Source organism: Mesorhizobium sp. ORS 3428 (assembly GCF_001854785.1).
Classification (GTDB): Bacteria; Pseudomonadota; Alphaproteobacteria; order Rhizobiales; family Rhizobiaceae; genus Mesorhizobium.
Map to the genome: position 1 here is coordinate 268,989 of NZ_MDFL01000115.1, position 22,404 is coordinate 291,392.

The 22,404-nt window shown below is 62.6% G+C and carries 24 protein-coding genes, 3 tRNA genes and 1 pseudogene; 16 read left to right on the plus strand and 12 right to left on the minus strand.

Annotated features, from left to right (window positions below; all coding sequences use genetic code 11):
• Window positions 1-195: 195 nt before the first annotated feature.
• Genes ORS3428_RS14415 through ORS3428_RS14435 form a run of 5 tightly spaced genes read right to left on the minus strand, consistent with a single transcriptional unit; the run spans window position 196 to window position 4,739 of the window.
• A complete protein-coding gene (locus ORS3428_RS14415) occupies window positions 196-957 on the minus strand; it encodes an MBL fold metallo-hydrolase (protein ID WP_071098794.1) in 762 nt (253 codons plus the stop codon).
• Window positions 958-960: 3 nt separating this feature from the next.
• Window positions 961-2,025 (minus strand): ABC transporter ATP-binding protein, encoded by a 1,065-nt coding sequence (locus ORS3428_RS14420; RefSeq protein WP_071098796.1) that lies wholly within the window; start codon window positions 2,023-2,025, stop codon window positions 961-963.
• Complete coding sequence (locus ORS3428_RS14425; protein WP_071098798.1) at window positions 2,022-2,804, minus strand: ABC transporter permease; 783 nt, start codon at window positions 2,802-2,804, stop codon at window positions 2,022-2,024. The genes ORS3428_RS14420 and ORS3428_RS14425 overlap by 4 nt, the downstream gene beginning before the upstream one ends.
• Before the next feature lie 2 nt (window positions 2,805-2,806).
• Window positions 2,807-3,652: an ABC transporter permease gene (locus ORS3428_RS14430; RefSeq protein WP_071098800.1), complete on the minus strand. Its 846-nt coding sequence runs from the start codon at window positions 3,650-3,652 to the stop codon at window positions 2,807-2,809.
• 7 nt (window positions 3,653-3,659) lie between these two features.
• Window positions 3,660-4,739 carry a polyamine ABC transporter substrate-binding protein gene (locus tag ORS3428_RS14435; protein WP_071098802.1) on the minus strand — a complete coding sequence of 360 codons (1,080 nt, stop codon included), beginning with the start codon at window positions 4,737-4,739 and terminating at the stop codon, window positions 3,660-3,662.
• A gap of 93 nt (window positions 4,740-4,832) precedes the next feature.
• On the opposite strand from ORS3428_RS14435, the gene ORS3428_RS14440 reads away from it, so the two are divergent.
• Complete coding sequence (locus ORS3428_RS14440) at window positions 4,833-5,447, plus strand: TetR/AcrR family transcriptional regulator (protein ID WP_071099268.1); 615 nt, start codon at window positions 4,833-4,835, stop codon at window positions 5,445-5,447.
• 55 nt (window positions 5,448-5,502) lie between these two features.
• Here the strand turns inward: ORS3428_RS14440 and ORS3428_RS14445 are convergent, their stop codons facing one another.
• Window positions 5,503-5,703, minus strand: a complete 201-nt coding sequence (locus tag ORS3428_RS14445) for a DUF2905 domain-containing protein (RefSeq protein WP_071098805.1) — start codon at window positions 5,701-5,703, stop codon at window positions 5,503-5,505.
• Between the two features lie 175 nt (window positions 5,704-5,878).
• Between ORS3428_RS14445 and ORS3428_RS14450 the strand changes: the two genes are divergently transcribed.
• The gene (locus ORS3428_RS14450) at window positions 5,879-6,442 is read left to right on the plus strand and encodes a DUF2569 family protein (RefSeq protein ID WP_071098807.1); all 564 of its coding nucleotides are present in this window, start codon (window positions 5,879-5,881) and stop codon (window positions 6,440-6,442) included.
• A 709-nt stretch (window positions 6,443-7,151) separates the two neighbouring features.
• On the plus strand, window positions 7,152-7,439 hold the full coding sequence (locus ORS3428_RS33655) for a DUF3303 domain-containing protein (protein WP_201788315.1): 288 nt from the start codon (window positions 7,152-7,154) through the stop codon (window positions 7,437-7,439).
• Window positions 7,440-7,619: 180 nt separating this feature from the next.
• Here the strand turns inward: ORS3428_RS33655 and ORS3428_RS14460 are convergent.
• Window positions 7,620-7,695, minus strand: a tRNA-Thr gene (locus ORS3428_RS14460).
• A gap of 156 nt (window positions 7,696-7,851) precedes the next feature.
• On the opposite strand from ORS3428_RS14460, the gene ORS3428_RS32470 reads away from it, so the two are divergent.
• Together ORS3428_RS32470 and ORS3428_RS14465 are read left to right on the plus strand one after the other, a co-directional pair.
• Window positions 7,852-8,019, plus strand: coding sequence for a hypothetical protein (locus ORS3428_RS32470; RefSeq protein WP_108723064.1), 168 nt, complete (start codon window positions 7,852-7,854; stop codon window positions 8,017-8,019).
• A 242-nt stretch (window positions 8,020-8,261) separates the two neighbouring features.
• Complete coding sequence (locus ORS3428_RS14465) at window positions 8,262-8,579, plus strand: BA14K family protein (RefSeq protein ID WP_071099269.1); 318 nt, start codon at window positions 8,262-8,264, stop codon at window positions 8,577-8,579.
• Window positions 8,580-8,655: 76 nt separating this feature from the next.
• Here ORS3428_RS14465 and ORS3428_RS14470 read toward each other — a convergent pair whose 3' ends face one another.
• Window positions 8,656-9,078 (minus strand): hypothetical protein, encoded by a 423-nt coding sequence (locus ORS3428_RS14470; RefSeq protein ID WP_071098810.1) that lies wholly within the window; start codon window positions 9,076-9,078, stop codon window positions 8,656-8,658.
• 123 nt (window positions 9,079-9,201) lie between these two features.
• Between ORS3428_RS14470 and ORS3428_RS14475 the strand changes: the two genes are divergently transcribed.
• Window positions 9,202-9,558, plus strand: coding sequence for a hypothetical protein (locus tag ORS3428_RS14475; RefSeq protein WP_071098812.1), 357 nt, complete (start codon window positions 9,202-9,204; stop codon window positions 9,556-9,558).
• A gap of 81 nt (window positions 9,559-9,639) precedes the next feature.
• Here the strand turns inward: ORS3428_RS14475 and bhcR are convergent, their stop codons facing one another.
• A complete protein-coding gene (gene bhcR, locus ORS3428_RS14480) occupies window positions 9,640-10,461 on the minus strand; it encodes an HTH-type transcriptional regulator BhcR (protein WP_071099270.1) in 822 nt (273 codons plus the stop codon).
• A gap of 205 nt (window positions 10,462-10,666) precedes the next feature.
• On the opposite strand from bhcR, the gene gcl reads away from it, so the two are divergent.
• From gcl to ORS3428_RS14495, 3 genes are all read left to right on the plus strand, one after another.
• Window positions 10,667-12,448, plus strand: a complete 1,782-nt coding sequence (gene gcl, locus ORS3428_RS14485) for a glyoxylate carboligase (RefSeq protein ID WP_071098815.1) — start codon at window positions 10,667-10,669, stop codon at window positions 12,446-12,448.
• Between the two features lie 26 nt (window positions 12,449-12,474).
• Window positions 12,475-13,272 carry a 2-oxo-tetronate isomerase gene (otnI, locus tag ORS3428_RS14490; protein WP_071098817.1) on the plus strand — a complete coding sequence of 266 codons (798 nt, stop codon included), beginning with the start codon at window positions 12,475-12,477 and terminating at the stop codon, window positions 13,270-13,272.
• A gap of 151 nt (window positions 13,273-13,423) precedes the next feature.
• Window positions 13,424-14,308 carry a 2-hydroxy-3-oxopropionate reductase gene (locus ORS3428_RS14495; RefSeq protein WP_071098819.1) on the plus strand — a complete coding sequence of 295 codons (885 nt, stop codon included), beginning with the start codon at window positions 13,424-13,426 and terminating at the stop codon, window positions 14,306-14,308.
• 105 nt (window positions 14,309-14,413) lie between these two features.
• Here ORS3428_RS14495 and ORS3428_RS14500 read toward each other — a convergent pair whose 3' ends face one another.
• The gene (locus tag ORS3428_RS14500; protein WP_071098821.1) at window positions 14,414-15,277 is read right to left on the minus strand and encodes a TrmH family RNA methyltransferase; all 864 of its coding nucleotides are present in this window, start codon (window positions 15,275-15,277) and stop codon (window positions 14,414-14,416) included.
• Window positions 15,278-15,475: 198 nt separating this feature from the next.
• On the opposite strand from ORS3428_RS14500, the gene ORS3428_RS14505 reads away from it, so the two are divergent.
• Together ORS3428_RS14505 and ORS3428_RS14510 are read left to right on the plus strand one after the other, a co-directional pair.
• Window positions 15,476-15,560, plus strand: a tRNA-Tyr gene (locus ORS3428_RS14505).
• Window positions 15,561-15,629: 69 nt separating this feature from the next.
• Window positions 15,630-15,703 (plus strand) — tRNA-Gly (locus ORS3428_RS14510).
• Between the two features lie 78 nt (window positions 15,704-15,781).
• Here the strand turns inward: ORS3428_RS14510 and ORS3428_RS14515 are convergent.
• Window positions 15,782-16,228, minus strand: a complete 447-nt coding sequence (locus ORS3428_RS14515; protein ID WP_071098824.1) for a YidB family protein — start codon at window positions 16,226-16,228, stop codon at window positions 15,782-15,784.
• A 126-nt stretch (window positions 16,229-16,354) separates the two neighbouring features.
• Here ORS3428_RS14515 and ORS3428_RS14520 point away from each other — a divergent pair, with 126 nt between their 5' ends.
• Together ORS3428_RS14520 and ORS3428_RS14525 are read left to right on the plus strand one after the other, a co-directional pair.
• Window positions 16,355-16,612, plus strand: a complete 258-nt coding sequence (locus ORS3428_RS14520; protein WP_040969302.1) for a GlsB/YeaQ/YmgE family stress response membrane protein — start codon at window positions 16,355-16,357, stop codon at window positions 16,610-16,612.
• Window positions 16,613-16,743: 131 nt separating this feature from the next.
• Complete coding sequence (locus ORS3428_RS14525) at window positions 16,744-17,478, plus strand: sulfotransferase family 2 domain-containing protein (RefSeq protein ID WP_071098826.1); 735 nt, start codon at window positions 16,744-16,746, stop codon at window positions 17,476-17,478.
• Window positions 17,479-17,560: 82 nt separating this feature from the next.
• Here ORS3428_RS14525 and ORS3428_RS14530 read toward each other — a convergent pair whose 3' ends face one another.
• Window positions 17,561-18,448: a DMT family transporter gene (locus tag ORS3428_RS14530; protein WP_071098829.1), complete on the minus strand. Its 888-nt coding sequence runs from the start codon at window positions 18,446-18,448 to the stop codon at window positions 17,561-17,563.
• 285 nt (window positions 18,449-18,733) lie between these two features.
• On the opposite strand from ORS3428_RS14530, the pseudogene tuf reads away from it, so the two are divergent.
• The 3 genes and pseudogenes from tuf (at window position 18,734) to ORS3428_RS14545 (ending at window position 22,338) form a co-directional block, all read left to right on the plus strand.
• Window positions 18,734-19,910 (plus strand): annotated as a pseudogene (tuf, locus tag ORS3428_RS14535) (elongation factor Tu).
• Window positions 19,911-20,077: 167 nt separating this feature from the next.
• The gene (locus tag ORS3428_RS14540) at window positions 20,078-21,760 is read left to right on the plus strand and encodes a hypothetical protein (RefSeq protein ID WP_071099271.1); all 1,683 of its coding nucleotides are present in this window, start codon (window positions 20,078-20,080) and stop codon (window positions 21,758-21,760) included.
• Between the two features lie 92 nt (window positions 21,761-21,852).
• Window positions 21,853-22,338, plus strand: coding sequence for a group II truncated hemoglobin (locus tag ORS3428_RS14545; protein ID WP_071098831.1), 486 nt, complete (start codon window positions 21,853-21,855; stop codon window positions 22,336-22,338).
• The last annotated feature ends 66 nt before the right edge of the window (window positions 22,339-22,404 follow it).

Sequence of the window (22,404 nt, forward strand, 5' to 3'; positions counted from 1 at the left end):
CTATTGCCGGTAACACGTTTGATCATAGTCTTCCTGATGATGGGAAGCTTCGCGCTCATGTTCGCCGCGCTGGTGCGCCATTCGGAAGAGATGAGCCTGCGGCCGCAGCCGTCTGGCGCCCGCTGTGGCGAAGCTACCGCAACGCCCTGTCCGCAAAGGGCGCTTTAAGCGTGGATTACCGGCGCGCCTGATTGTTCAGCGGCCCTGCCTGAGGTGGCAGCCAGCCTGCCGCTTGTGGGCAAGATACTCGTCGATCAGCTGGCGGTAGCGCACCTTGCCGAAGCTCGGGAAGTGGCCGCCATGCACGACCGAGACGTCGAGATCCCGCGTGGCAAGCAGCGTCTCGACATAGTCAGCGACATCGGAGTGGTAGGTGTCGTCGATCAGGGGCCCGTCATAGACGATGTCCCCTGACAGCAGGATGYCGGTCTTCCTCTCGTAGAGCGCTATGCCGCCCGGCGAATGACCGGGCGTGTGGATCACCTCGAAGGCGCGGTCGCCGAGGTCGATCACGTTGCCATGTTCGAGCAGCCGGCCGGCGGGCGCGGGCAGGATGCGGTAGCGCGCGGTGTCCCATCCCTCAGGCATGCCGTCGAACATCTCCTCGTTGGCGTAGCGATCGGCGACCGTCCATTCGTTGCGCGGGTCGGCGAGGATTGCCGCCTCGGCCGAGTGCACGCAGCGATCCGGGAACTCGTGGTGGCAGCCGATATGGTCGAAATGCGTGTGGCTGGCGACGCAGACAAGCTTGYGTTCCGTGACCAGAGGCACGTGACGCCTCAGGCTGAAATGGCCAAGTCCGGTATCGAACAGCAAGTCGCGGTCGCGACCGCGCACATGCCAGACGTTGCAGCGGAAGAACGGCTTGATCCAAGGTTCGTGGATGAGCGTCACGTCGTCGCCCATGCGGATGGTTTCGTACCAGTCCGGAGCCTCGATAACCGGAAGCGTGCCCATGTCTCAGTCCGCCAGCAGAATGATGTCGCCAGCGTTGCACGAAACCGCGATCGTGTCGCCTGCCTGCACGGCGGCCGAAGCCGGTGCCTTGGCGATGAACTGCAGCGAAGGATCCTGCATTGAGGCGGCGAGCACGCGTTTGAAGCTGCCCTGGAAGACGACATCGCTGACCTTGGCGGTTCCCAGCGCGACATCGCCATTCGCTTCGCCAAGCAATAGGTGCTCGGGCCGGATGGCAAGCGCGAGAGAAGCGCCGGTTGGGGCAGTACAGGGCAGCGAGATCGGGCCGAGCGGGGTGGCCACCGTGACGCGCCCATCCCGCGTTTCGCCGGCCTTGCCGGCAAGGATGCTGCTCTCGCCCATGAAGCCGGCCGAGAATCGCGTCTTCGGCCGAGCGTAGACCCGTTCGGGCGTGCCTTCGTCCTCGATGCGGCCATCGTTCATCACCACGCAATGGTCGGCGAGCGCCATCGCTTCCTCCTGGTCGTGGGTGACGTGAACGAACGCAGTGCCGACGCGCTTCTGGATCGCCTTCAATTCGTCCTGCATCTGGCGGCGCAGTTTGAGATCCAGCGCGCCGAGCGGCTCGTCGAGCAGAAGCACTGCCGGTTCGATGACCAGCGCACGCGCCAGCGCCACGCGTTGACGCTGGCCGCCGGAGAGCTGATGCGGCTTCTTGTCGAAGGCAGCCGCCAGCCCGACGAGAGCCAGCGCCTCGCGCGCCTTGGCCGCCCGTGCCGCGCCGTCGACGCCCTGCATGCGCAGCCCGAAGCCGACATTGCTGCCGACGCTCATATGTGGAAACAGCGCGTAATCCTGGAAGACGGTCGTCGTCGGGCGCCTGGCCGGTGGCACGAAGGTGCAGTCCTCGCCGCGAATGAACACCTTGCCTTCGCTTGGGCTGACGAAGCCGCCGAGGATCGAAAGCAGCGTCGTCTTGCCGGAGCCGGACGGGCCAAGCAGGATCGTGTAGCTGCCGGGCTCGATCGTCAGCGACACGTTCTTCAGCACCTGATGCTGGCCGAAACGATGCGAGACATTGCGGATGTCGACCAAAGGCGCGCTCATGCCGGCTTTCTCCGCAGCAAGATCAGTTCAAAGAACACCACCATGACGATGGAAACGGCAAAGACCAGCGAGCCGACGGCGTTGGTCTTGGGATTGAGGCCGGAACGCAAAAGGTTCCAGATCTCCACGGGGAGCGTCGTCTCGAAGCGCGTGAGCAGGAAGGAGATGACGAACTCGTCCCAGGAGAAGGTCATCGACAGGAAGAAGCCGGCGAAGATCGCCGGCGCCATCACCGGCACGGTGATCATCAGCAGTACCTTCCATTCGGCGGCGCCGAGGTCGCGCGCGGCGCGCTCGATGTTGATCTGGTGGTCGCCCATCTGGCTGTAGATGATGGCGAAGCAGAGCGGCAGGTTGATCACGACATGGCCGATGCCGGCGGCAAGCAGCGACTTCGGCACGCCAGCCCAGTTGAACAGCACCAGCAATCCCATGCCGATGATCAGGTAGCTGACGGTGAGCGGCAGCGTGATCAGCCCGCGCAGCAGTGCAGAGCCCGGCAGCACGAAGCGCGCGAAGCCCCAGGCAGAGAGGTAACCGAGCGTGACGGAGGTAAGCGAGGAAAGCACCGCCACCAGCAGCGAATTGACCAGCGCCGAGGTCAGCCGCGTGTCGGAGAGCACCGCCTGATACCAGCGCAGCGACGGACCGGTGAAGGGCGGGATCGGGAAGGACGTCGACTGGAGCGAGAACAGCACCAGCACGACGACAGGCAGGAAGATGAAGCCATAGATGGCGATCGCGTAAAGCCAGGCGGCGATGCGGACGACGGCGCGCATGGTCAGGCCCGCTCGATCTTCAGCCAGCGGGCGCAGGCGAGATAGGCGACGGTGACGACCGCCATCAGGATGATCGACAGCCCCGATGCCAGCGGGAAGTCGCCTCGCCGACCGATCTGCATCATGACCAGCTGCGGCATGACCAGCTCATTGTTGCCGCCGAGGATCTGGGGCGTGATGTAGTCGCCGATGCAGAGCACGAAGGTGAGGAAGGCGCCGACCACGATGCCGGGCAGGGTGAGCGGCAGCACGACATGCAGGAAGGTGCGTATAGGCCCGGCGCCGAGATCGGCGGCGGCCTTGCGGTAGCTCGGGCTCAGCTGCTTGAGATTGGCGAAGATGGTCAGCGTCAACAGCATGACGAAGAAGTGCACGAAGCCGGTGACGGTGGCGAAACGCGTGCTGGCAAGCTGCAGCGGTTCGGCGATCAGTCCGAGGCCGGTCAGGGCGCGGTTGATGACGCCGTTCTGCGCCAGCACCAAAAGCCAGGAATAGGAGCGCACGACATAGGATGTCCAGAACGGCAGCACGGCCAGCATCAGCGCCAGCCGCTGCCAGCGTTCCGGCACCTGTTCGGCAAGGATCCAGGCGAAGGGATAGGCGAGCAGGATCGAGATCACGGTGACGATCGCCGTCACCTCAAGCGAGTTCACCATCGCCCGCCAGTAGGAAGGATCGGTGAAGAACTGGCTGTAATTGGCGAGCGTGAAACCGCCGCCTTCATGCGCCGTCAGGCTCGACAGCCCCATGGCGACAAAGGGCAGGACGAAGAAGAAAAGCGTCCACGCCAGCGCCGGCGTGACCAGCGCCCAGGGTAGGGCACGCCGGCTGTTTCCCGCGACGCGCATCGGCCGGTTACTGCGCCTGCAGCATCTCGGTCCACATGTCCTGCATCTTCTTGTCCAGATCGGCGTTCGGTGCCGGATAGGCCTGGGCGCGGGCGAGGAAGCCCGGCTGTTCGTCGAAGCGCAGGATCTTCTTCTGCTCGTCGGTCAACGCCGCCTTCTTGTTCGACGGCATGCCCCAGTAGCACGACGAGGTGGCGAGGCGCGCTTGGCCCTTCGGGCTCAATATGTATTGGATGAATTTCAGCGCCATATCCTTGTTCTTGGAATCCTTGAACATGGCAAGCGACTGCGACCAGAGCACAGCGCCTTCCTTCGGGATCGAGAAATCGAGCGCCGGGTTCTCCTTGGCAAGGCCGGCCGTCACCCATTCGCCGCCGCCGACCAGGATGTCGACCTCGCCCGTGGCCAAAGCGGTCTGGCTTGCGGTCACTTCGCCGACCAGCTTGGCATTGGCCTTCATCTTGAGAAGCTCGGCCTTGAGGGCGGGCAGGTCGGCCTCGGTGAGGTCGGCGGTCTTCTTGCCGATCGCCAGAGCCGCCATGCCGATGACCGGCAAATAGTATTCGTAGATCRCGACCTTGCCCTTGTATTTGTCGCCGGTGAGCGATCCTAGCGATTGCATGTCGGCCGGATCGACCTTGGACTTGTTGAAGCCGATCGTGTTGTAGCCGAATTTTTCGGTGATGCCGTAACGCTTGCCGTCGACGATGGTGGACTTGTCCATCTTCACCTCAGGGAAGAGGTCGGCGAAAGGCAGCTTGTCCTCGGGCAGCGGTTCGAACAGGCCTTTCTCGACGCCGCGCGGAACGTCGATGGAGTCGATGACCATCACATCCCAGTCGCCGGGCTGCGACTGCTCGACGATTGCCAGGCCGGCGCCGGTGCCCTCGAATTCCTTGACATTCACCTTGACGTGGTTGGCTTCCTCGAAGGGCTGCAGCAGCGCCGGATCGGAGTGGTCGCACCAGATCAGCGCATTGAGATCGGCGGCCTGAGCGCTGGCGGCGAGAAGCAGCGCTGCAGCCGCGCAGGCGGTTCCGAGATGGGACTTCAGCGTGGAAAGCGGATTCCGGTCGTTGATGGTCATCGAGTGTTCTCCCTGCCTTGCTGGCTTGTTAGGGAAAAGTTGAACCAATTCTAAAATTGAGTCAATTCTGTTTTTGTGGCAAAGAAGGCCGGCATGAGCGGATTGCGCGAAAGACAGAAGGCGGACAGGCATCGGCGCATTATCGATGCGGCGACGGCGCTGTTCCGCGAGGCAGGCTATGAAGGCGCCAAGATCGAGGCGATCGCCGCGCAGGCCGAGGTCTCGATCGGGACGATCTACAATTACTACCAGAACAAGGGCGACATCCTCGGCGCTATCGTCGCGATGGAGGTCAACGAGGTGCTGAACGCCGGGCGAGGGGTGGTCGCCAGCCCGCCAGCCAATGTCGGCGACGCGCTGGACACGCTGATCGGCATCTATATCGAGCACTCCCTGAACTATCTGAGCAAGGAGATGTGGCGCCAAGCGATGGCGATCTCGACGCAACTGCCCGACAGCCCGTTCGGCCAGGCCTATACGGCGCTCGACCGCGCCCTGACCGAGCAGATCCGCGCGCTGATCATGCGCCTGCAGGAGATCGGCCTGGTGCGGTCAGACATTGACGGCCCGGCTGTGGGGGAGCTCGTCTTCAACAACATGAACATGATGTTCATCGAGTTCGTGAAGCGCGAAGAGGCTAAGATACCGGAGCTGCGCGCGGCGATAAAACGGCAGAACAGGATCCTGGTGGCGGCGATTGGAGCCTGAGGGCCAGGACGAGGGGAAGAACGGCTTTCACCTAATCGCCGCAGCCGCAGCGTCCTTAGCGGTTGATCAGCCATAGARTGGCCGAGAGCACGACACTGACCAGGATTCCGGTGGTGATAGGAACGTAGAGCCTGAAGTTGTCACGCTCGATCACGATATCACCGGGCAGCCTGCCAAGGCCGATGYGGGTCACCCAAGGCCACAGCAGGCCTATGGCAACTATGCTGAGACCGATGATGATCAGTGTTCGTGACATGGCAGAATCCTGCCGGAATTGGTGTCTGCCAGAAATATGGTGACGACGGCTCTGGCGGGCAGGGTCGGGGTCAAATCTGCTACTGTTTCTCCGCTTACTTTACCCCGAGGGATTGCCTCTTAAGTTGAGGTTTGAAGTCTGTCACAACCTAAGAGAGCATCGATGGAGGGGTTAGATGCAATTTCCTATCTGGCATTGGGCAATCTTGCTGCTGCTGATCGGCGTGCCCGTTTTCTTTGCCGTCCGTTCGGCGACCAAGCAGTCACAGAATCCAAACGACCTAGTGGGATTTGGGGGCTGGCTTCTGCTTCTTGCAATCGGGCAGACCCTGGCGCCGTTCCGTACGCTGGCTGACCTGTACTCGTCGAGCGAGGGTTACCAGCAGCTTATGCTGCTCCCAAACGGCCCATTGGCCGTCTCTGGCGAAATCGTGCTTTCCTTGGGGTTTGCGTTGCTGCAACTGATTGTCCTTGTCGCGATGCTGCGGCGAAGCCCTCGTTTCAAACGGCTGTTCCTGTACCAGTGGATCGCAATCCCATTCGCGTTCGCGCTCGACGCAGTTTGGACCGCCACGATCCTGGGCGCGCCAATCAGCCGGGTTCTCCCGAGAGATGYGCTGGTCGCACCTGTCGCCGGATTTGTTCTGGCCGGGATTTGGGTCGCCTATGTCTACAAGTCCGTCAGGGTGAGGAACACTTTTGGTGGACCGCCCGCGACGGAGGTCGCAACCGCTTCATAGCGGGCCGATTTTGACTTGTGCCTTGCTCGTCCGCCGCGTCGGTAATCCAGAGACTCTCGCGACGATCTCGCAATCGGGAATGTTTAGCCGCGAAGACCGGAAACCTGCAGTTTACCAATGGCTGTCACGCCTGCGGGAGATCACCCAGGCAGTGCTGCGCCGAATATCTTTTGTCTCAGAACAGCGCTGTAGGTTCCGTCGTTTGCAAATCGATCCCACACGGAGAAACAGGCCGTGAGCGCGGCCAGAGCCAGAATTATGCGCATTGGAGCCCCCGGTGCCTGAAAACGCGCGATGGTACGTTCGGCTCAGAATGCACGCTATTGCCAATATAGAAGGTGGCCCAGGGCGATCCCTGCGTCGATCGCGAGTCCGAAAGCGGTATTCGATAAAGCTATATCCGATAAAGCCGACGGCAAAAGCGCCATAGCGGCTCCGAACGCTGGGCGGAGCGGCAACCGGCGAGCGTGCCGCCGGCTAGCCGGCCAGATTTGCTGCTGGTTTGTCGTGGTTCTGTTCTGGCTGTTTGTCGACAGCTTGTGYGGCCCTGCGGCGTTGAAATCGGATCGTCCTCAAATGTCGGACAGATCCACCACTTTCGTGTCGTGACACCTACCTCCATTGGAGGAGACGAGGGGACGGTCGGCATTTCGCTCCCGGGCTACAATGGCCACTTGGGAATTCGCGGTCACCCGGGAGGGAGGAGATTATGAAATACCTCATAAACTGGCACGAGCGGCCTCAGGGATCGGCGATCGAATACGAGAACGTCCAAAAGCGCATCATGAAGATCTTCCAGCACTKGGAAATACCCAGCGAGGTCAAGGTGCATGCCTTCGTGGTGCGGGTGTCCGCGCCTTTTGGCAGTTTGTCGGCCCATGCCGAGCCGCCAACAAAACTGATCAGAACACTACCTATGAGAAAAACTGACAATGTACGCATGTTGAACTCCTCCCTCTCTTTCGAGATGGCTAATTTAGCAAATTATCATGTATAGTTCGAGGCGGGCGTGGGGGCGGCAGCGTCCTGGCCTTCACTTTTGTCAGGAAAAGTCGGCTGCTGGCGTGCCTTTGTGACGAGGAATCGAACCGTCCTCCTTCGCCAACGATTCGGACGCCGCGCCTTCGTCTGTCGACGTTCGGGTGGCCTGCCACCCGAAGCTCGAACTAGCGAAGGGTGGTGCCCCCGGCAGGGATCGAACCCGCGACCTTCGGTTTACAAAACCGCTGCTCTACCAGCTGAGCTACAAGGGCACGGCGCTCCGGTAGCACATTTCGTGCGCCAGTAAAGACAAAACTCCGTTTTCGGTTGCTGATGAGCCCCGCAGCCGTGCCTAGAGCGGCATGCTGAAAATCGCGGATAGGCTTCCCATATCGTATCCAGGCGCAATGGCATCGAACGGGTGTCGCATGATCAGATTCGTCATCATCCTGCCGATCATCGTCATAACCTGGCTTCTGTTGGTGAAAGCCGTCAGCGATCTGAAAAAGGCCAACATCGACTGGACCGGCGTCGCCACCATCATCGGCTTCATCGCGCTGGCCTTCTGGCTGCGCCATATCACCGGGATGGGGTGAAGGGAGCGAGTAGCGAATAGGGAATAGCGAATAGGGAGTAGCCGAAAGAGAAGCTGCGGCTCGGCGGCTTGCAATAGTTCGCTACTCGCTTTTCGCTATTCGCTTGGAGCCCGCGCGGACCGCCGATCTGTTGTCCGGCCGGTCGAAAAAAATCTGAAAAAATCTTCGAACCTTTTTCCACGTCGCCGCGACAGACGATCAAGAGGCGGATGGATCGCCTCGGTCAATCCAAGGAGATCGTCATGTTCAAGCGCACTCTCGTTTCCGGCCTCATCGCCACCACCGTTGCTGCCGGTTCGCTCGTCGGCACCGTCCAGCCCTCCGCTGCCTCTGACCATCATCACCGCCGCGAACTCGGCATCGGCATTGCCGCCGGCGTCGGCGGCTTTGTCCTGGGCAGTCTGCTTGCCCAGCAGCAGCCGCAGCCGGTCTATGTTGATGAAGGCGGTTATGATGGTTCGTGGCATGTCCGCCGCTGCATGGCCCGCTACGCCAGCTACGACCCGGGTTCGGACACCTATATCGGCTACGACGGCTACCCGCACTATTGCCGCCTCTGAGACCGACCGTCTTGGGCAACAGAAGAGGGCTCGCAAGGGCCCCTTTTCTGTCATTTGAATGCCGGGGAGAGCGCGCCTAGAGCTGACTCTTCGGGTTGGAGTTGACGATCGGCAATCCGGCCGCGCGGCAGGCGCCGCCAACGGCCGGCCTCRCATCATTGCCCATTGCGACGAGTTCGAAGCTGCTCCCGGCGTTCGGGTAAATCTTGGCGATGAACGGCTCGTCGCCGCCATCAGCGCCGGATGAATTCCTGGCGTTGACGTAGCCGCAAACCACGATCTCATGGCGGCCCTTCAGCGTCCGCTCGCCGGCAAGCATGGTTCCGAACTTGGCGGAGGCGGGATTCGGCAAGCGCTGGCGCACGCCGCTGGTGATGATCTCCTCCAAGGCGAGCGAGATCGGCATGGGATTGACGCGCTGGTCGCCGGCATCGGGTCGAGGTGCCGCCACGCATCCGCACAGTGAAGCGGCGACCAAAAGCTGAACCGTTTTCTGCATCCGTGCCCTTTCGCATGCGTTCGAAAGCTCCCGCAAGGCGAACGAGCCCTTGCGGCCGGCGGTGTACAGCGTTTTTGCGAACGTCTAGTCTATCCCTCGACTGCCAACGCAGAGGAGGGGCCCTTGGATAACCAGGATCCGAAAGAAGAACGGGTCGAACCGGTTTTCCGCAACGGCACCGTCACCATCGTCGGCATCCTGCTGGCGTTTTCGCTGGGCTTCATCACCCACTGGGCGGCCAATCCGATCCCGTGGCAGACCTATCATCTGATTGCGGTCGTGCCGATCCTGGTCGGCATTGCCCTGCAGATGCGAGCGCTCGCCATCCTGCTCGATATCAAATCGCTGCAGCGCACCATCCATGACCGCGCCACCCGGATATTCATCGCCGGGCTGATCTTCACAGCCTGCGGTGTCGGGTTGGCGATACTGCTCGATTTCTTCGATATATCGGCAAAGAGCGCGTTGCCGGGCGTATGACCCCCAAAAAACTCGGCCTCGATTTTTGCTTCGCTGACCGCCGGTTCGGAAAGGCTCACGTGTGAACAAAAGCCGTCGTGATCAGCCTGCTCGTACACCGCCGATCATCTTGGTGACCTCGTCCGCGGCATCGCGCACCAGCGGACCGATCTCGGCGAGGCGCTCGGGCGTCACCCGCACCGTTGGGCCGGACACTGAGACGCCGCCGATCGGCTCGCCGAATTCGTTGAAGATGGCGGCGGCCACGCAGCGCATGCCGGGATGGCGTTCTTCGTCATCGACCGACCAGCCGCGATGCTTGATCGTCGCCAGATCGCGGGCGAGCGCCGAGATGTCGAACAGCGTCTTGTCGGTGTAACGCTGCAGGCCCGCCTTGCGCAGGATGGCTGCCACCCGTTCCGGCTCGAGATGCGCCAGCACCGCCTTGCCGATGCCCGAGGCATGGAAGGAACTGCGCGTGCCCGGCCGGAAGAAGGCGCGGATCGCCTGATGCGTCTCGACCTGGCTGACGAAGACAACGCAATCGTCTTCGGCGACCCCGAGATTGGCGGTCTCGCCGGTCTTTTCCATTAGCTCCTGCATGACGATGCGGGCACGGTCGACCAGTTTTCTGCGGCGCAGGAACGCCGCGCCCATACGATAGGTCTCGACGCCGATCGACCAGAGCTGGTCGGTCGAGTCGAACTCGACCATGCCGTGGCTCTCCAGCGTCGTCAGCATGCGATAGGCGGTGGAGGCGGCGATCCCGCTGCGCGCCGCGATCTCGCTTAGCGACAGGCCGCTGGCTTCGGCGACGATCGCCAGGATGCGCAGCGCCCGGTCGAGTGACTGCACCGAGGCCGCCTCCGACGGGCCGTTGAAGGCGCGCGGGCGGCCGCGCTGGCGCTTTTCCGTGGTTTCCATGCGCGCATTCTCGCCGATTTCGTGCAAGACGCAATGAAAAAGTTTTTCATCAGTTTCCCGAAGCGATTTTCTGGAAAACGAAAAGCGGCGCGAAATCAGAGATTAAGCGCCGTTTTCTCGAAATGAAAAAATATTCTGAAAAAATTGAAAAATCGAAAGCGCGCTGGCATTGTCAAGCCGACCAACAAATTCGTGGAGGCTGGAAATGGCCAGGATGCGCGCAGTCGACGCCGCGGTTCTCGTTCTGGAAAAGGAAGGCATCACCAATGCCTTCGGCGTGCCGGGCGCGGCGATCAATCCGCTTTATTCGGCACTGAAGGCGAGGGGAACCATCCGCCATGTGCTTGCCCGCCACGTCGAGGGCGCCTCGCATATGGCCGAAGGTTTCACCCGCGCCAAGGCCGGCAATATCGGGCTTTGCATCGGCACGTCCGGCCCGGCGGGCACCGACATGATCACGGGCCTCTATTCGGCATCGGCGGATTCCATTCCGATCCTCTGCATCACCGGGCAGGCGCCGCGCGCCCGCCTCAACAAGGAGGATTTCCAGGCCGTCGACATCGCTTCGATCGCCTCGCCGGTCGCCAAATGGGCAGTCACCGTCATGGAACCCTATCTGGTGCCGATGGCGCTGCAGAAGGCCTTCCACCTGATGCGCTCCTCGCGGCCGGGCCCGGTTCTGATCGACCTGCCGCTCGATGTGCAGCTCGCCGAAATCGAGTTCGACATCGACGCCTATGAGCCGCTTGCCGTGTTCAAGCCGGCGATGACGCGCGCCCAGGCCGAGAAAGCGCTGGGTATGCTCAACGAAGCGGAAAAGCCGCTGATCGTCGCCGGCGGCGGCATCATCAATGCGGACGCTTCCGATCTGTTGATCGAATTCGCCGAAGTCACCGGTGTGCCGGTCATCCCGACGCTGATGGGCTGGGGCTCGATCCCCGACGACCACCGGCTGATGGCCGGCATGTGCGGCCTGCAGACGTCGCATCGCTATGGCAACGCGACGATGCTCGAGGCCGACTTCGTCTTTGGCATCGGCAATCGCTGGGCCAACCGCCACACCGGCTCCGTCGACGTCTACACCAAGGGGAAAAAATTCATCCATGTCGACATCGAGCCGACGCAGATCGGCCGCGTCTTCGCGCCGGATCTCGGCATCGTCTCGGATGCGGGCGCGGCGCTGAAGATGCTGCTCGACGTCGCCACCGAATGGCGTATGGCCGGCAAGCTGCGCGACTGGTCAGGCTGGGCGAAGGAATGCCAGCAGCGCAAGAAGACGATGAAGCGCAAGACGCATTTCGAGCAGGTGCCGCTGAAGCCRCAGCGCGTCTATGAGGAGATGAACAAGGCTTTTGCGCGCGACACCACCTACGTCACCACGATCGGCCTGTCGCAGATCGCCGGCGCGCAATTCCTGCATGTCTATAAGCCGCGCAACTGGATCAATTGCGGCCAGGCCGGCCCGCTCGGCTGGACGCTGCCGGCAGCCCTCGGCGTGCGCGCCGCCGATCCGGATCGCAATATCGTGGCGCTCTCGGGCGACTACGACTTCCAGTTCATGATCGAGGAACTGGCGGTCGGCGCGCAGCACAAGCTGCCTTACATCCATGTCGTCGTGAACAATGCCTATCTCGGCCTGATCCGGCAGTCGCAGCGCGGCTTCTCGATGGATTACGAGGTGAGCCTCGCCTTCGAGAACGTCAACCGGGCGAACGATCCGGAGGCCGGCTATGGCGTTGACCATGTCGCGGTCGCCGAGGCTATGGGCTGCAAGGCGGTGCGGGTCAGGAAGCCCGAAGAGTTCGCCGGCGCTTTCAAGGAGGCTGAGAGGCTGATGAAGGAGCATCAGGTTCCGGTCGTCCTCGAATTCATCCTCGAGCGCGTCACCAACATCTCAATGGGCACGGAAATCGACAAGATCACCGAATTCGAGGAGCTTGCCGAACGCAATGAGGATGCGCCAACGGCCATCATGATGTTGGATTAAGGCCGGCGAAGAGAAGGAGAAGAGGAATGCCGCGTTTTTCAGCCAATCTTTCGATGCTCTTCGGCGAGCATGAATTCCTCGACCGCTTCGATGCGGCGCACCGCGCCGGCTTCAAGGGCGTCGAATATATCGGCCCTTACGATCATGCCCCGGATGTCGTGGCGGCGCGGCTGAAGAAGAATGGTCTGACCCAGGTTCTCTTCAACCTGCCAGCGGGCGACTGGGCGAAGGGCGAGCGCGGCATCGCCGTGCTCCCCGACCGCGTGCCGGAATTCCGCCAGGGTGTCGCCAAGGCGATCACCTATGCCCATGCGCTGGGCTGCGAGCAGATCAACTGCCTTGCCGGCATCGCGCCGCAGGGGGCAGATCGCGCGGTGCTGGAGAACGTCTTTGCCGAGAACCTTGCCTTCGCGGCCGAGAAACTGGAGCAGGCCGGCATCAGGCTGTTGATCGAGCCGATCAACACGCGCGACATTCCGGGCTTCTTCCTGAACTACACTGACCAAGCGCTGGCGCTGATCGACCGCATCGGCTCGAAGAACCTGTTCCTGCAGTACGACATCTATCACATGCAGATCATGGAGGGGGATCTCGCCCGTACCATCGAGGCAAACCTCGGCCGCATCGCGCACATCCAGCTTGCGKACAATCCCGGCCGGCACGAGCCGGGGACGGGCGAGATCAACTATCCCTTCCTCTACCAGCACATCGACCGCCTCGGCTATTCCGGCTGGATCGGCGCCGAATACAAGCCGAAGGCCGGCACGGAGGCAGGGCTCGGCTGGTTCAGGGAATTCGCAGGGCAGGGCAGCGCCGCGGCCTAGATTTTCACCAGCGTTGGCGCTGCCCCCACCTTACCCTCTCCCCGTGAAGAGCGGGGAGAGGAGGCACCAACGCTCGTCACTATACGGGGAGAAGGTGCCGGCAGGCGGATGAGGGGCAGCGCAGACGAAGACAATTTCAGGAGACTGCAAAATGGAAACCATCGGCTTCATCGGACTGGGCATCATGGGCGCGCCGATGGCGGGGCATCTGCTCGATGCCGGCTATACGCTCGTCGCCAGCGACCATCGCTCCAAGCCGCCGGCAGATCTCGTCGCCAAGGGGCTGAAGACCGTCTCGGGGCACAGCGCGGTGGCCGAGGCTGCCGACGTCATCATCACCATGGTTCCCGACACGCCGCAGGTGGCCGATGTGCTGTTCGGCGAGAACGGTGTCGCCTCGGGCCTGTCGAAGGGCAGGCTCGTCATCGACATGAGCTCGATCTCGCCGATCGCAACCAAGGAATTCGCGCGGAAGATCAATGATCTCGGCTGCGATTATCTCGACGCGCCCGTGTCGGGCGGCGAGGTCGGCGCCAAGGCGGCCTCGCTCACCATCATGGTCGGCGGCGAGGAAAAGGCCTTCGAGCGCGCCAGGCCGGTGTTCGAGAGGATGGGCAAGAACATCACGCTGGTCGGGCCCAACGGCGTCGGCCAAACCACCAAGGTCGCCAACCAGATTGTGGTGGCGCTCACCATAGAGGCCGTCGGCGAAGCCCTGGTCTTTGCCTCGAAGGCCGGCGCCGATCCGGCGAAGGTGAGGCAGGCGCTGATGGGCGGGCTCGCCGCCTCGCGCATCCTCGAAGTGCATGGCGAGCGCATGATCAAGCGCAGCTTCGCGCCCGGCTTCCGCATCGAACTGCACCAGAAGGACCTCAACCTGGCGCTGGAAGGCGCCAAGGCGCTCGGCGTCGCGCTTCCCAATACCTCGACGACGCAGCAGCTGTTCAATTCCTGCGCCGCCAATGGCGGGGCGAAGGAGGACCATTCGGCGCTGGTGAGAGCGTTGGAGCTGATGGCGGGACACGAGGTTGCCTAGAAGCGAATAGCGAATAGGGAGTAGCGAATAGGAGTTGCCGACCGGCAGACCGCCGTGTTCCGGCTACTCGCTACTCGCTACTCGCTACTCGCTACTCGCTACTCGCTACTCGCTACTCGCTAGGAATTTCCTCGCCGCATAAAGACTCACCGCCGCCGCGTTCGACACATTGAGCGAGCGGATGGCACCCGGCATGTCGAGGCGGGCGAGCGCGGTCACCGTCTCGCGGGTCTTGTGGCGCAGGCCCTTGCCTTCGGCGCCCAGCACCAGGGCGATTTTGTCGCCGGCGAACGTCTTCTCCAGTTCGGCCGGCCCCTCGGAATCGAGCCCGATCGTCTGGAAGCCGGCCTCGTGCAACTGGCCGAGCGCATCGGCAAGGTTCTTCACCTCGATTTGGTCGATATGCTCCAGCGCGCCGGAAGCCGATTTCGCCAGCACGCCCGATTCCTGCGGGCTGTGGCGCGCCGTGGTGATCAGCGCGCCGGCGCCGAAGGCAACCGCCGAGCGCAGGATCGCGCCGACATTGTGCGGATCGGTGACTTGGTCGAGCACCAGCACCAGGCTGGTGTCGCCGAGCGCGTCGAGGCGTTTCGGCTTCAGCGGCTCGGCCTCGATCAGCACGCCCTGGTGCACGGCATCCGACCCGGTGATTTTGTCGATGTCCTTCGGCTCGACCAACTCGGCCTTGAAGGGCAGGGCGGCAAGATCGGGAAGCGAAAGCCGCTCGGCCGCATTGCGCGTCACCAGCATCTTGCGGATCCGCCGCGCCGGGTTGTCGAGCGCGGCCCGTACCGTATGCAGGCCATAAAGCCGCACCAACCCGTCGGCAGGGCCTTCGCCGGGCGGCACCGGCTGGCGCGGCCGGAATGYCGGCGCGCCGCCTGCCTTCTGGTCGCGATGCGCGCGCCGCAACTTGGCGTAGTGGGTATCCTTGGGCGTGCCCGGCTTGTTGCTTCTATTGTCGCTCATGCCGGCCTCTATAGCCGTCCCGGTCGGCTAAGGATACGGCCGGCGGCGAGGAATGCGGAACATCCTCGAAAAACCCTATCGACGCGGTTGACACCCACCGGGCTTGCCGCCATAAGGCGCATCGCTGATTTCGGAGACATTCCTACTCGGGCTCCGGGTCAGCGCGAATGCCTCGTTGCATGGCTCCGGCGGCAGACTGGAGAGGTGCCCGAGTGGTTAAAGGGGACGGACTGTAAATCCGTTGGCTTAGCCTACGTTGGTTCGAATCCAACCCTCTCCACCACTGCCGGCCTGGAAGCCCTGAAACGAAAAGCATCGGAAGTGTTTAGCTGTTTTCCGGATGCTTCCGCAGGCGGGTATAGCTCAGTGGTAGAGCAGCAGCCTTCCAAGCTGAATATGCGGGTTCGATTCCCGCTACCCGCTCCAGATTTTCCATCCGCATCGTCGTCCGCACGAAAACGGCTGCGCGCCGTAGCGCGCAGCGCATTCCGTTCGATCCGGCCTCTAGCTGTTGAAGGCCGAGGCGACCTGATGATGCTGCGGGATCTGGCCGTTCGGCGTCAGCTTGTCGACGATGCCGGGCAGCGCCGTGGAGAGCTGCTGCAGCAGTTCCTGCTCGTCCATGCCCGTCCGCTGCGCGATCTCGTGGATCACCTGCGGCCCGAGGGCTGAGCCGAGGTCGTTGGCGTTGATGGGTTGGTTCTGGCCGGTGCCGACCCAGGAATCGGCGACATTGCCGTGCCCGGCGTCTCTCAGCCTGTCGAGCAGGCCGCCCAGGCCACCGAGCAGACCGCCATCGGCGGAGGCGGGGGTCGGGGCAGGTGCCTGAGGCTCCGCCGGCTGTTCCTCGCTCCTGCCGCTCAGCATCTTGCCGACCAGCAGCGCGCCGAGCGCGATCATCAGGGGTTTGGTGATGTTGCCGCCGGGGACGGCATTGTCAAAAAGGCCCATCGTGGATCTCCATCTCAACCAGGTCCGCCCGGCGCCAGAATGGCGCAACCGGTCGGAAGATCAAGCTGTCTTGAGCTTTTGACAATCATATGAAAATGATTGGTGCGGCGGGGCATGGAGGGAAAAATGGGCATCATCAGCTGGATCATTCTCGGCGTCATCGCCGGCTTCATCGGCAGCAAGATCGTCAACAAGACCGGCCAGGGCATGATCATGGACATCGTGCTCGGCATCGTCGGCGCCATCGTGGGCGGAGTGATCTTCAGCGCTTTCGGTGCATCGGGCGTCACCGGCCTCAACATCTACAGCCTGATCGTCGCCGTGATCGGCTCGGTGGTCGTGCTCTGGGCTTACCACCAGATTTCCGGCAAGCGCACGCTCTAGAGGCGAGGCGAACGCTTCGGGGCGTTCGGCAGGGTCGGCTTGACGCGGTCGACGATGGCGGAGCGTTGCGTGGTCTGCCAAGGCAAGGCGATGGGCTGACCGGCATTAAAGGGRCGCGGGGCAGATCGGGTATGGCGGTTCGAATAGACGGGCTTGCCGTCACCTACTATCCGATCCCGAAAAGYGGCACCAGCAGCGTCAAATACGCGCTCATGGCGCTCGGCGAAAAGCACGGTGCGGTTTCAGCCGATCCGGACAACGCTGTCCATATCCACCTGTCGACGGACTGGGTCGATCCGTTCGTGCCGGTCTATGATGGATTTGGGGGCAAGTTCACGATTGTGCGCGACCCGCTGGAGCGGCTTCTTTCCGCCTATTCCAGCAGGATATTGGACACCGACGTCCTGCGCACCCGCTCTCCGAACATCGAAAAGCTCAAGAGCTTCGGACTGCCGACGAATCCTGACCTCGATACGTTCATCCTCAACGTCGAAAAATACTGCGCGTGCTCAGGGGAAATCCATTTCCACGTTGCCTCGCCGCGCCATTTCGTCGGCTCGAGCCTTTTCCTGTTCGAGCACGTCTTCAAATTCGAGGAGATGGACAAGGTCGGGGCATTCCTGTCCWCGGTCAGCGGCAGGCAAGTCACCATGCCCCGGCTGCAGGCGGCCAGGGCCAGGGTCAGTCCATCGGACCTTTCGCCGGCGGCGCTGGCCAAGGCGATGCGCTTCTGCCGTTACGATTACGGCTTCCTGGTCGATTACTATGATCCGGAAAGATGGGGAGGTATTCCGAAGGGCAACCCGACGAAACATCGTCGCTGCACGTCGCTTGCGATTTCGCCGTGCCCCGCGACGGCCGCCTGATCTATCCGCGAACGCTGCGCAACCTGCTTGATTTCTTCGCCAAGCGGCCATTGGCAAGAAAGGTAGGGATTTAGGCAGCGTTTCAGGCAACCACAGCCAGGCGCCGCCGCCTTTCGTCGAGCGAGACGATGACGAGGCCGCTGCCGATCACCAGCAGGATGCCGCAGACCGCAAGCGCGTTCGGGAATTGCCCGAACACCAGCAGGCCGGAAATGACCGCCCAGACGGTGAAGCAGTAGTAGAAGGGCGCCACCGCGCTCGTTGGTCCGACGCGATAGGCCATGAAGATGAAGAAATGGCCGAAGATCAGGAACAGGCCGGCACCGGCGATCAAAAGCAGATGGCGGCCCTCCGGCATCACCCATTCTTCCGAGACGAGATGCGCGATGCCTGAGCCGATCAGCACCACCACGACTGCCGAGATGGCGACGATCATGCCTGGCACGTCGGCGCCGACCTGGCGACCGGCGAGGTCACGCGCCGCGGCAAGGGCCGCGTTGCCGAGCGCCAGCAAGGCATAGATGGAGATGCCTTGCATCGTCGGCTGCGCGACCATGAGTGCGCCGACAAAGCCGAGGCCGATCAGCGCCATGCGCGCGGCGCCGATCTTTTCGCTGAACAGGATCGAGGAGCCGACCAGCACGATAAGCGGCGTGATCTGCCCGAGCGCCGTCGAATCGGCGATCTGCATGTTGGCCAAGGCCACGACGTAGCAGAGGATCGCCGAGAGCTCGAACAGGTTCCGGCGCAGCACCTTGCGCTCGAAAAGCAGCGGGATCTGCCGGCCATAACCCAGCATCAGGAGCAGCGGCATGCCCCAGAGCGTCGCCGCCGCGCCGCGCAGCAAGAGCACCTCATAGGGCGGCAGTCCTGCGGTCGCGAGCTTCATCATCGTGTCGTTGACGAGGTAGGAGCCCGTCGAGACGATCATGAACAGCGGACCGCGGATATTTGCCGGAATGAACTGCATTWGCCGAAGAAATCAAAGGCCTGTCGCGGCGGCAATGGGCCAGTTGTACATAACGACTTGCATGCGCACGAAGCTGTTGATGAGGGCATCGAGCCGTGGAGCCGGGCCCTTTTGAATTCCTCTCCGGCAACCCTATATCTGCGCCATATCCCCTGAAATCGGATCATTGGTTCGGGTCGAGTGCGAGACCGCTCAGCCACAAGGTACTTGTGTTTTTCGGCCGTAGTCGCTAATCGCCCCGCATTCGACTGAACTGAAGGTCAAGGCCGCCTAAGGAAAGAGACTATGGCAAAAGGTAAATTCGAGCGCACCAAGCCGCATGTGAACATTGGCACGATCGGTCACGTCGATCATGGCAAGACGTCGCTGACGGCGGCGATCACGAAGTATTTTGGCGAATACAAGCGCTATGACCAGATCGACGCGGCGCCGGAAGAGAAGGCGCGCGGCATCACGATCTCGACGGCGCATGTCGAGTATGAGACGGCCAACCGTCACTATGCCCACGTCGACTGCCCCGGCCACGCCGACTATGTGAAGAACATGATCACCCGGTGCCGCGCAGATGGACGGCGCGATCCTGGTGGTTTCGGCCGCCGACGGCCCGATGCCGCAGACCCGCGAGCACATCCTTTTGGCCCGTCAGGTCGGCGTGCCCTCGATCGTGGTGTTCCTCAACAAGGTCGACCAGGTCGACGACGCCGAGCTTCTGGAGCTGGTCGAGCTCGAGGTTCGCGAGCTGCTGACCAAGAACGAGTTCCCGGGCGACGAGATCCCGATCGTCAAGGGCTCGGCGCTGGCCGCGCTTGAGGACTCCAACAAGACCATCGGCGAGGACGCCATCCGCGATCTGATGGCGCAGGTCGACGCCTACATCCCGACGCCGGTCCGTCCGCTGGACAAGCCGTTCCTGATGCCGATCGAGGATGTGTTCTCGATCTCGGGCCGCGGCACGGTGGTGACCGGCCGCGTCGAGCGCGGCGTGGTCAAGGTCGGCGAGGAGCTGGAGATCGTCGGCATCCGTCCGACCGCCAAGACCACCTGCACGGGCGTGGAGATGTTCCGCAAGCTGCTCGACCAGGGCCAGGCCGGCGACAACATCGGCGCGCTCCTGCGCGGCATCGACCGTGACGGCGTCGAGCGCGGCCAGGTTCTGGCCAAGCCGGGCTCGGTGAAGCCGCACAAGAAGTTCACGGCCGAGGCCTACATCCTGACCAAGGACGAAGGTGGCCGTCACACGCCGTTCTTCACCAACTACCGTCCGCAGTTCTACTTCCGCACCACCGACGTGACGGGCATCGTGACGCTGCCGGCCGGCACCGAGATGGTGATGCCTGGCGACAACATCACCGTCGACGTCGAGCTGATCGTGCCGATCGCGATGGAAGAGAAGCTGCGCTTCGCCATCCGCGAGGGCGGCCGCACCGTCGGCGCCGGCATCGTCGTCACCATCAAGGAATAATCGATCCGGCATTCGCCGGCTTGAAACGAAAGGGCGGTCTTCGGGCCGCCCTTTTTCGTTCCGGTTCGTTCCGGTGCTCCGCTGGCCAAGCATTGCGGCGCATTTTCAAAGCTGTTGCAAGCAGCGTCGCCGCAACTAGTATGGTTTGCACGCAGGGGTTTGCAGGCTTGGTTCCGGAACGGCGTTCAGACGGCATTCGATGGTGGCGCGGGCTGTTCCGTCTCGGACTGCTCGCCGCGATCGGCTTGGCGAGCTTCGCCGCGCTTGCGAAGGACGATGCGCCAGATCTCGGCCCGACCATGACCTTTTCCGTTGTGCGCGGCAGCGCGCCGGATTGCGAGCCCAACTGTCCCGAATGGATTGCGGCGAATGGCACCATCGAGGCCGGCACGCCGGCCTTGTTCAAGCGCCTGCTGAAAACGCTCGGCGGCCGGCCATTGCCGATCATCGTCAATTCGCCGGGCGGCAATGTCGATGCGGCTCTGCAGCTCGGCCGCATGATCCGCAAGAACAAGCTCGACATCGCCGTCGGTGTGACAGAGTTTTCCGGCTGCAGCCCGGGCATGAAGAATTGCCTCGACGATGGCCGTGCGCCTTATCTCGGCATTGCCTATGACAGCGGCGCCATGTGCAACTCGGCCTGTCCGCTGATGTTTGCCGGAGGCATTCGCCGCGTGGTCGGCGAGTGGGCGTTTCTCGGCGTCCACCAGATCACCACGACATATCATCGGGAAAGGCTGCTCTACCGCACCACGTACAAGATCGTGAACGGAAGGAAGAAGGTCGTCAGCACCAGGATCGTCAGCCGCACGAACGCCGGCAGCTACAAGACCTACGAGATGAGCAAGGCGGTCGAGAAGCGGCTTTCGGCCTATCTCAAGGAGATGGGTGTCGAACAGGGCGTTCTGGAAGCGATGAAGGCGACGCCTGCGAGCGGCATCCACCAGATCGAGCCCGACGACATGCTAGAGATGAAGCTCGTCACCAGCCTCGATTCTCTCGACCTGCTGACCGGGAAAACCATCTGCCGCCGCAATCCTGTTCCGGCGAACTGCCGCGATATGCCGAACGCCAAGCCCGCCGTGGTTGCGACCATCGAGGCCAAGCCGACTTCGCCTCGACCGGTTGATGCTGCCCCTCAAACGGCAGAGGCTGCACCGCCGCAAAAGCAGGAACAGGAGATGCGCTTCGTGCTGGTTCGCGGCAGCAATCCGCTCTGCGATCCCGATTGCCCGGAATGGATTTCCGCGGAAGGCACGATTGCCACGGGCACGCCCGACCGGCTGCGCGAACTACTTGACAATATCGGCGGGCGCAGGCTGCCCATCGTGATCAGTTCGCCGGGCGGCGATGTGCAAGGCGCGCTTGCCGCCGGCCGACTCATCCGCGAGCGCAGGCTGGATGTCGCGGTCGCCCGCACGGATTTTCTCGATTGCGACCCCGATGCCGCGGGATGCGCCGCCAAGGATGCACCCCATGCCGGCCTCACGGTCGACGCCGGCGCCGAATGCGCCTCGGCCTGCGCGGTGATGATCGCAGGCGGGGCCAGGCGCCTTGTCGGCGCCGCCGCGCATCTCAGCCTGCACTCCCTGGGAATGGCGGACAAGGTCAAGGCGTATCTCGACGAGATGGCGGTTGGTCCAGCCCTGTTCCCGGCCATGCAGTCGGTGCTCTATGCCAGCCATAGGGAACTCAGCCAGGACGAGATGGAGAAGTTTGGACTGACGACGGGTCGCCAGTCGGCGGATGCACTGACGGGCGCAACCGTCTGCAAATCGTCGCCCCGGCCCGACAATTGCAGGGTTCTGCCGGCTGCCAATGCCGAGGCCGAGACGCCGGCGAAGCTGTAGAGCGTCCCCGAACTGGCCATGGAGGCAGGTTGAGCAGGGTTCGAGCTTGCCTCTATTCTTCTGCGTCAGCCCGCGTGGAGAGAGGATCGGCGATGAGCGAGAATATCCCGACTYTGTTCGAATGGGCCGGCGGCGCCGAGGCGCTCAACCGGCTGACACGGACCTTCTACGACAAGGTGGCTCTGGATCCGATCGTCGGTCCGGTGTTCAGGCACATGTCGCCGGATCACCCGGCGCATGTCGCCGCTTTCATCGGCGAGGTTTTCGGCGGGCCGAAGACATACAGCGAGAAGCATGGCGGGCACCGTGAGATGGTCATGCACCATCTTGGTAAGCACCTGACCGAGGAGCAGCGCCGGCGTTGGATCAATCTTCTCACCGATGCGGCCGACGAGGTCGGCCTGCCCGACGATCCCGAGTTCCGTTCCGCCTTCATGGGCTATGTCGAATGGGGATCGCGGCTGGCGAAGATGAACTCCAATCTCGGAGAGACCTGCGATCCCGAGACCGAGCCGATGCCCGCCTGGGGCTGGGGCGTGCCGGGCGGTCCGTACAAGCCGAAAGCCGGGAAATCGTGAGCGCAATACGCTGAATTTCTGCAAAATTCCGGGAAGATGACGCCACAGAGAAGCGTCACCGTCGTT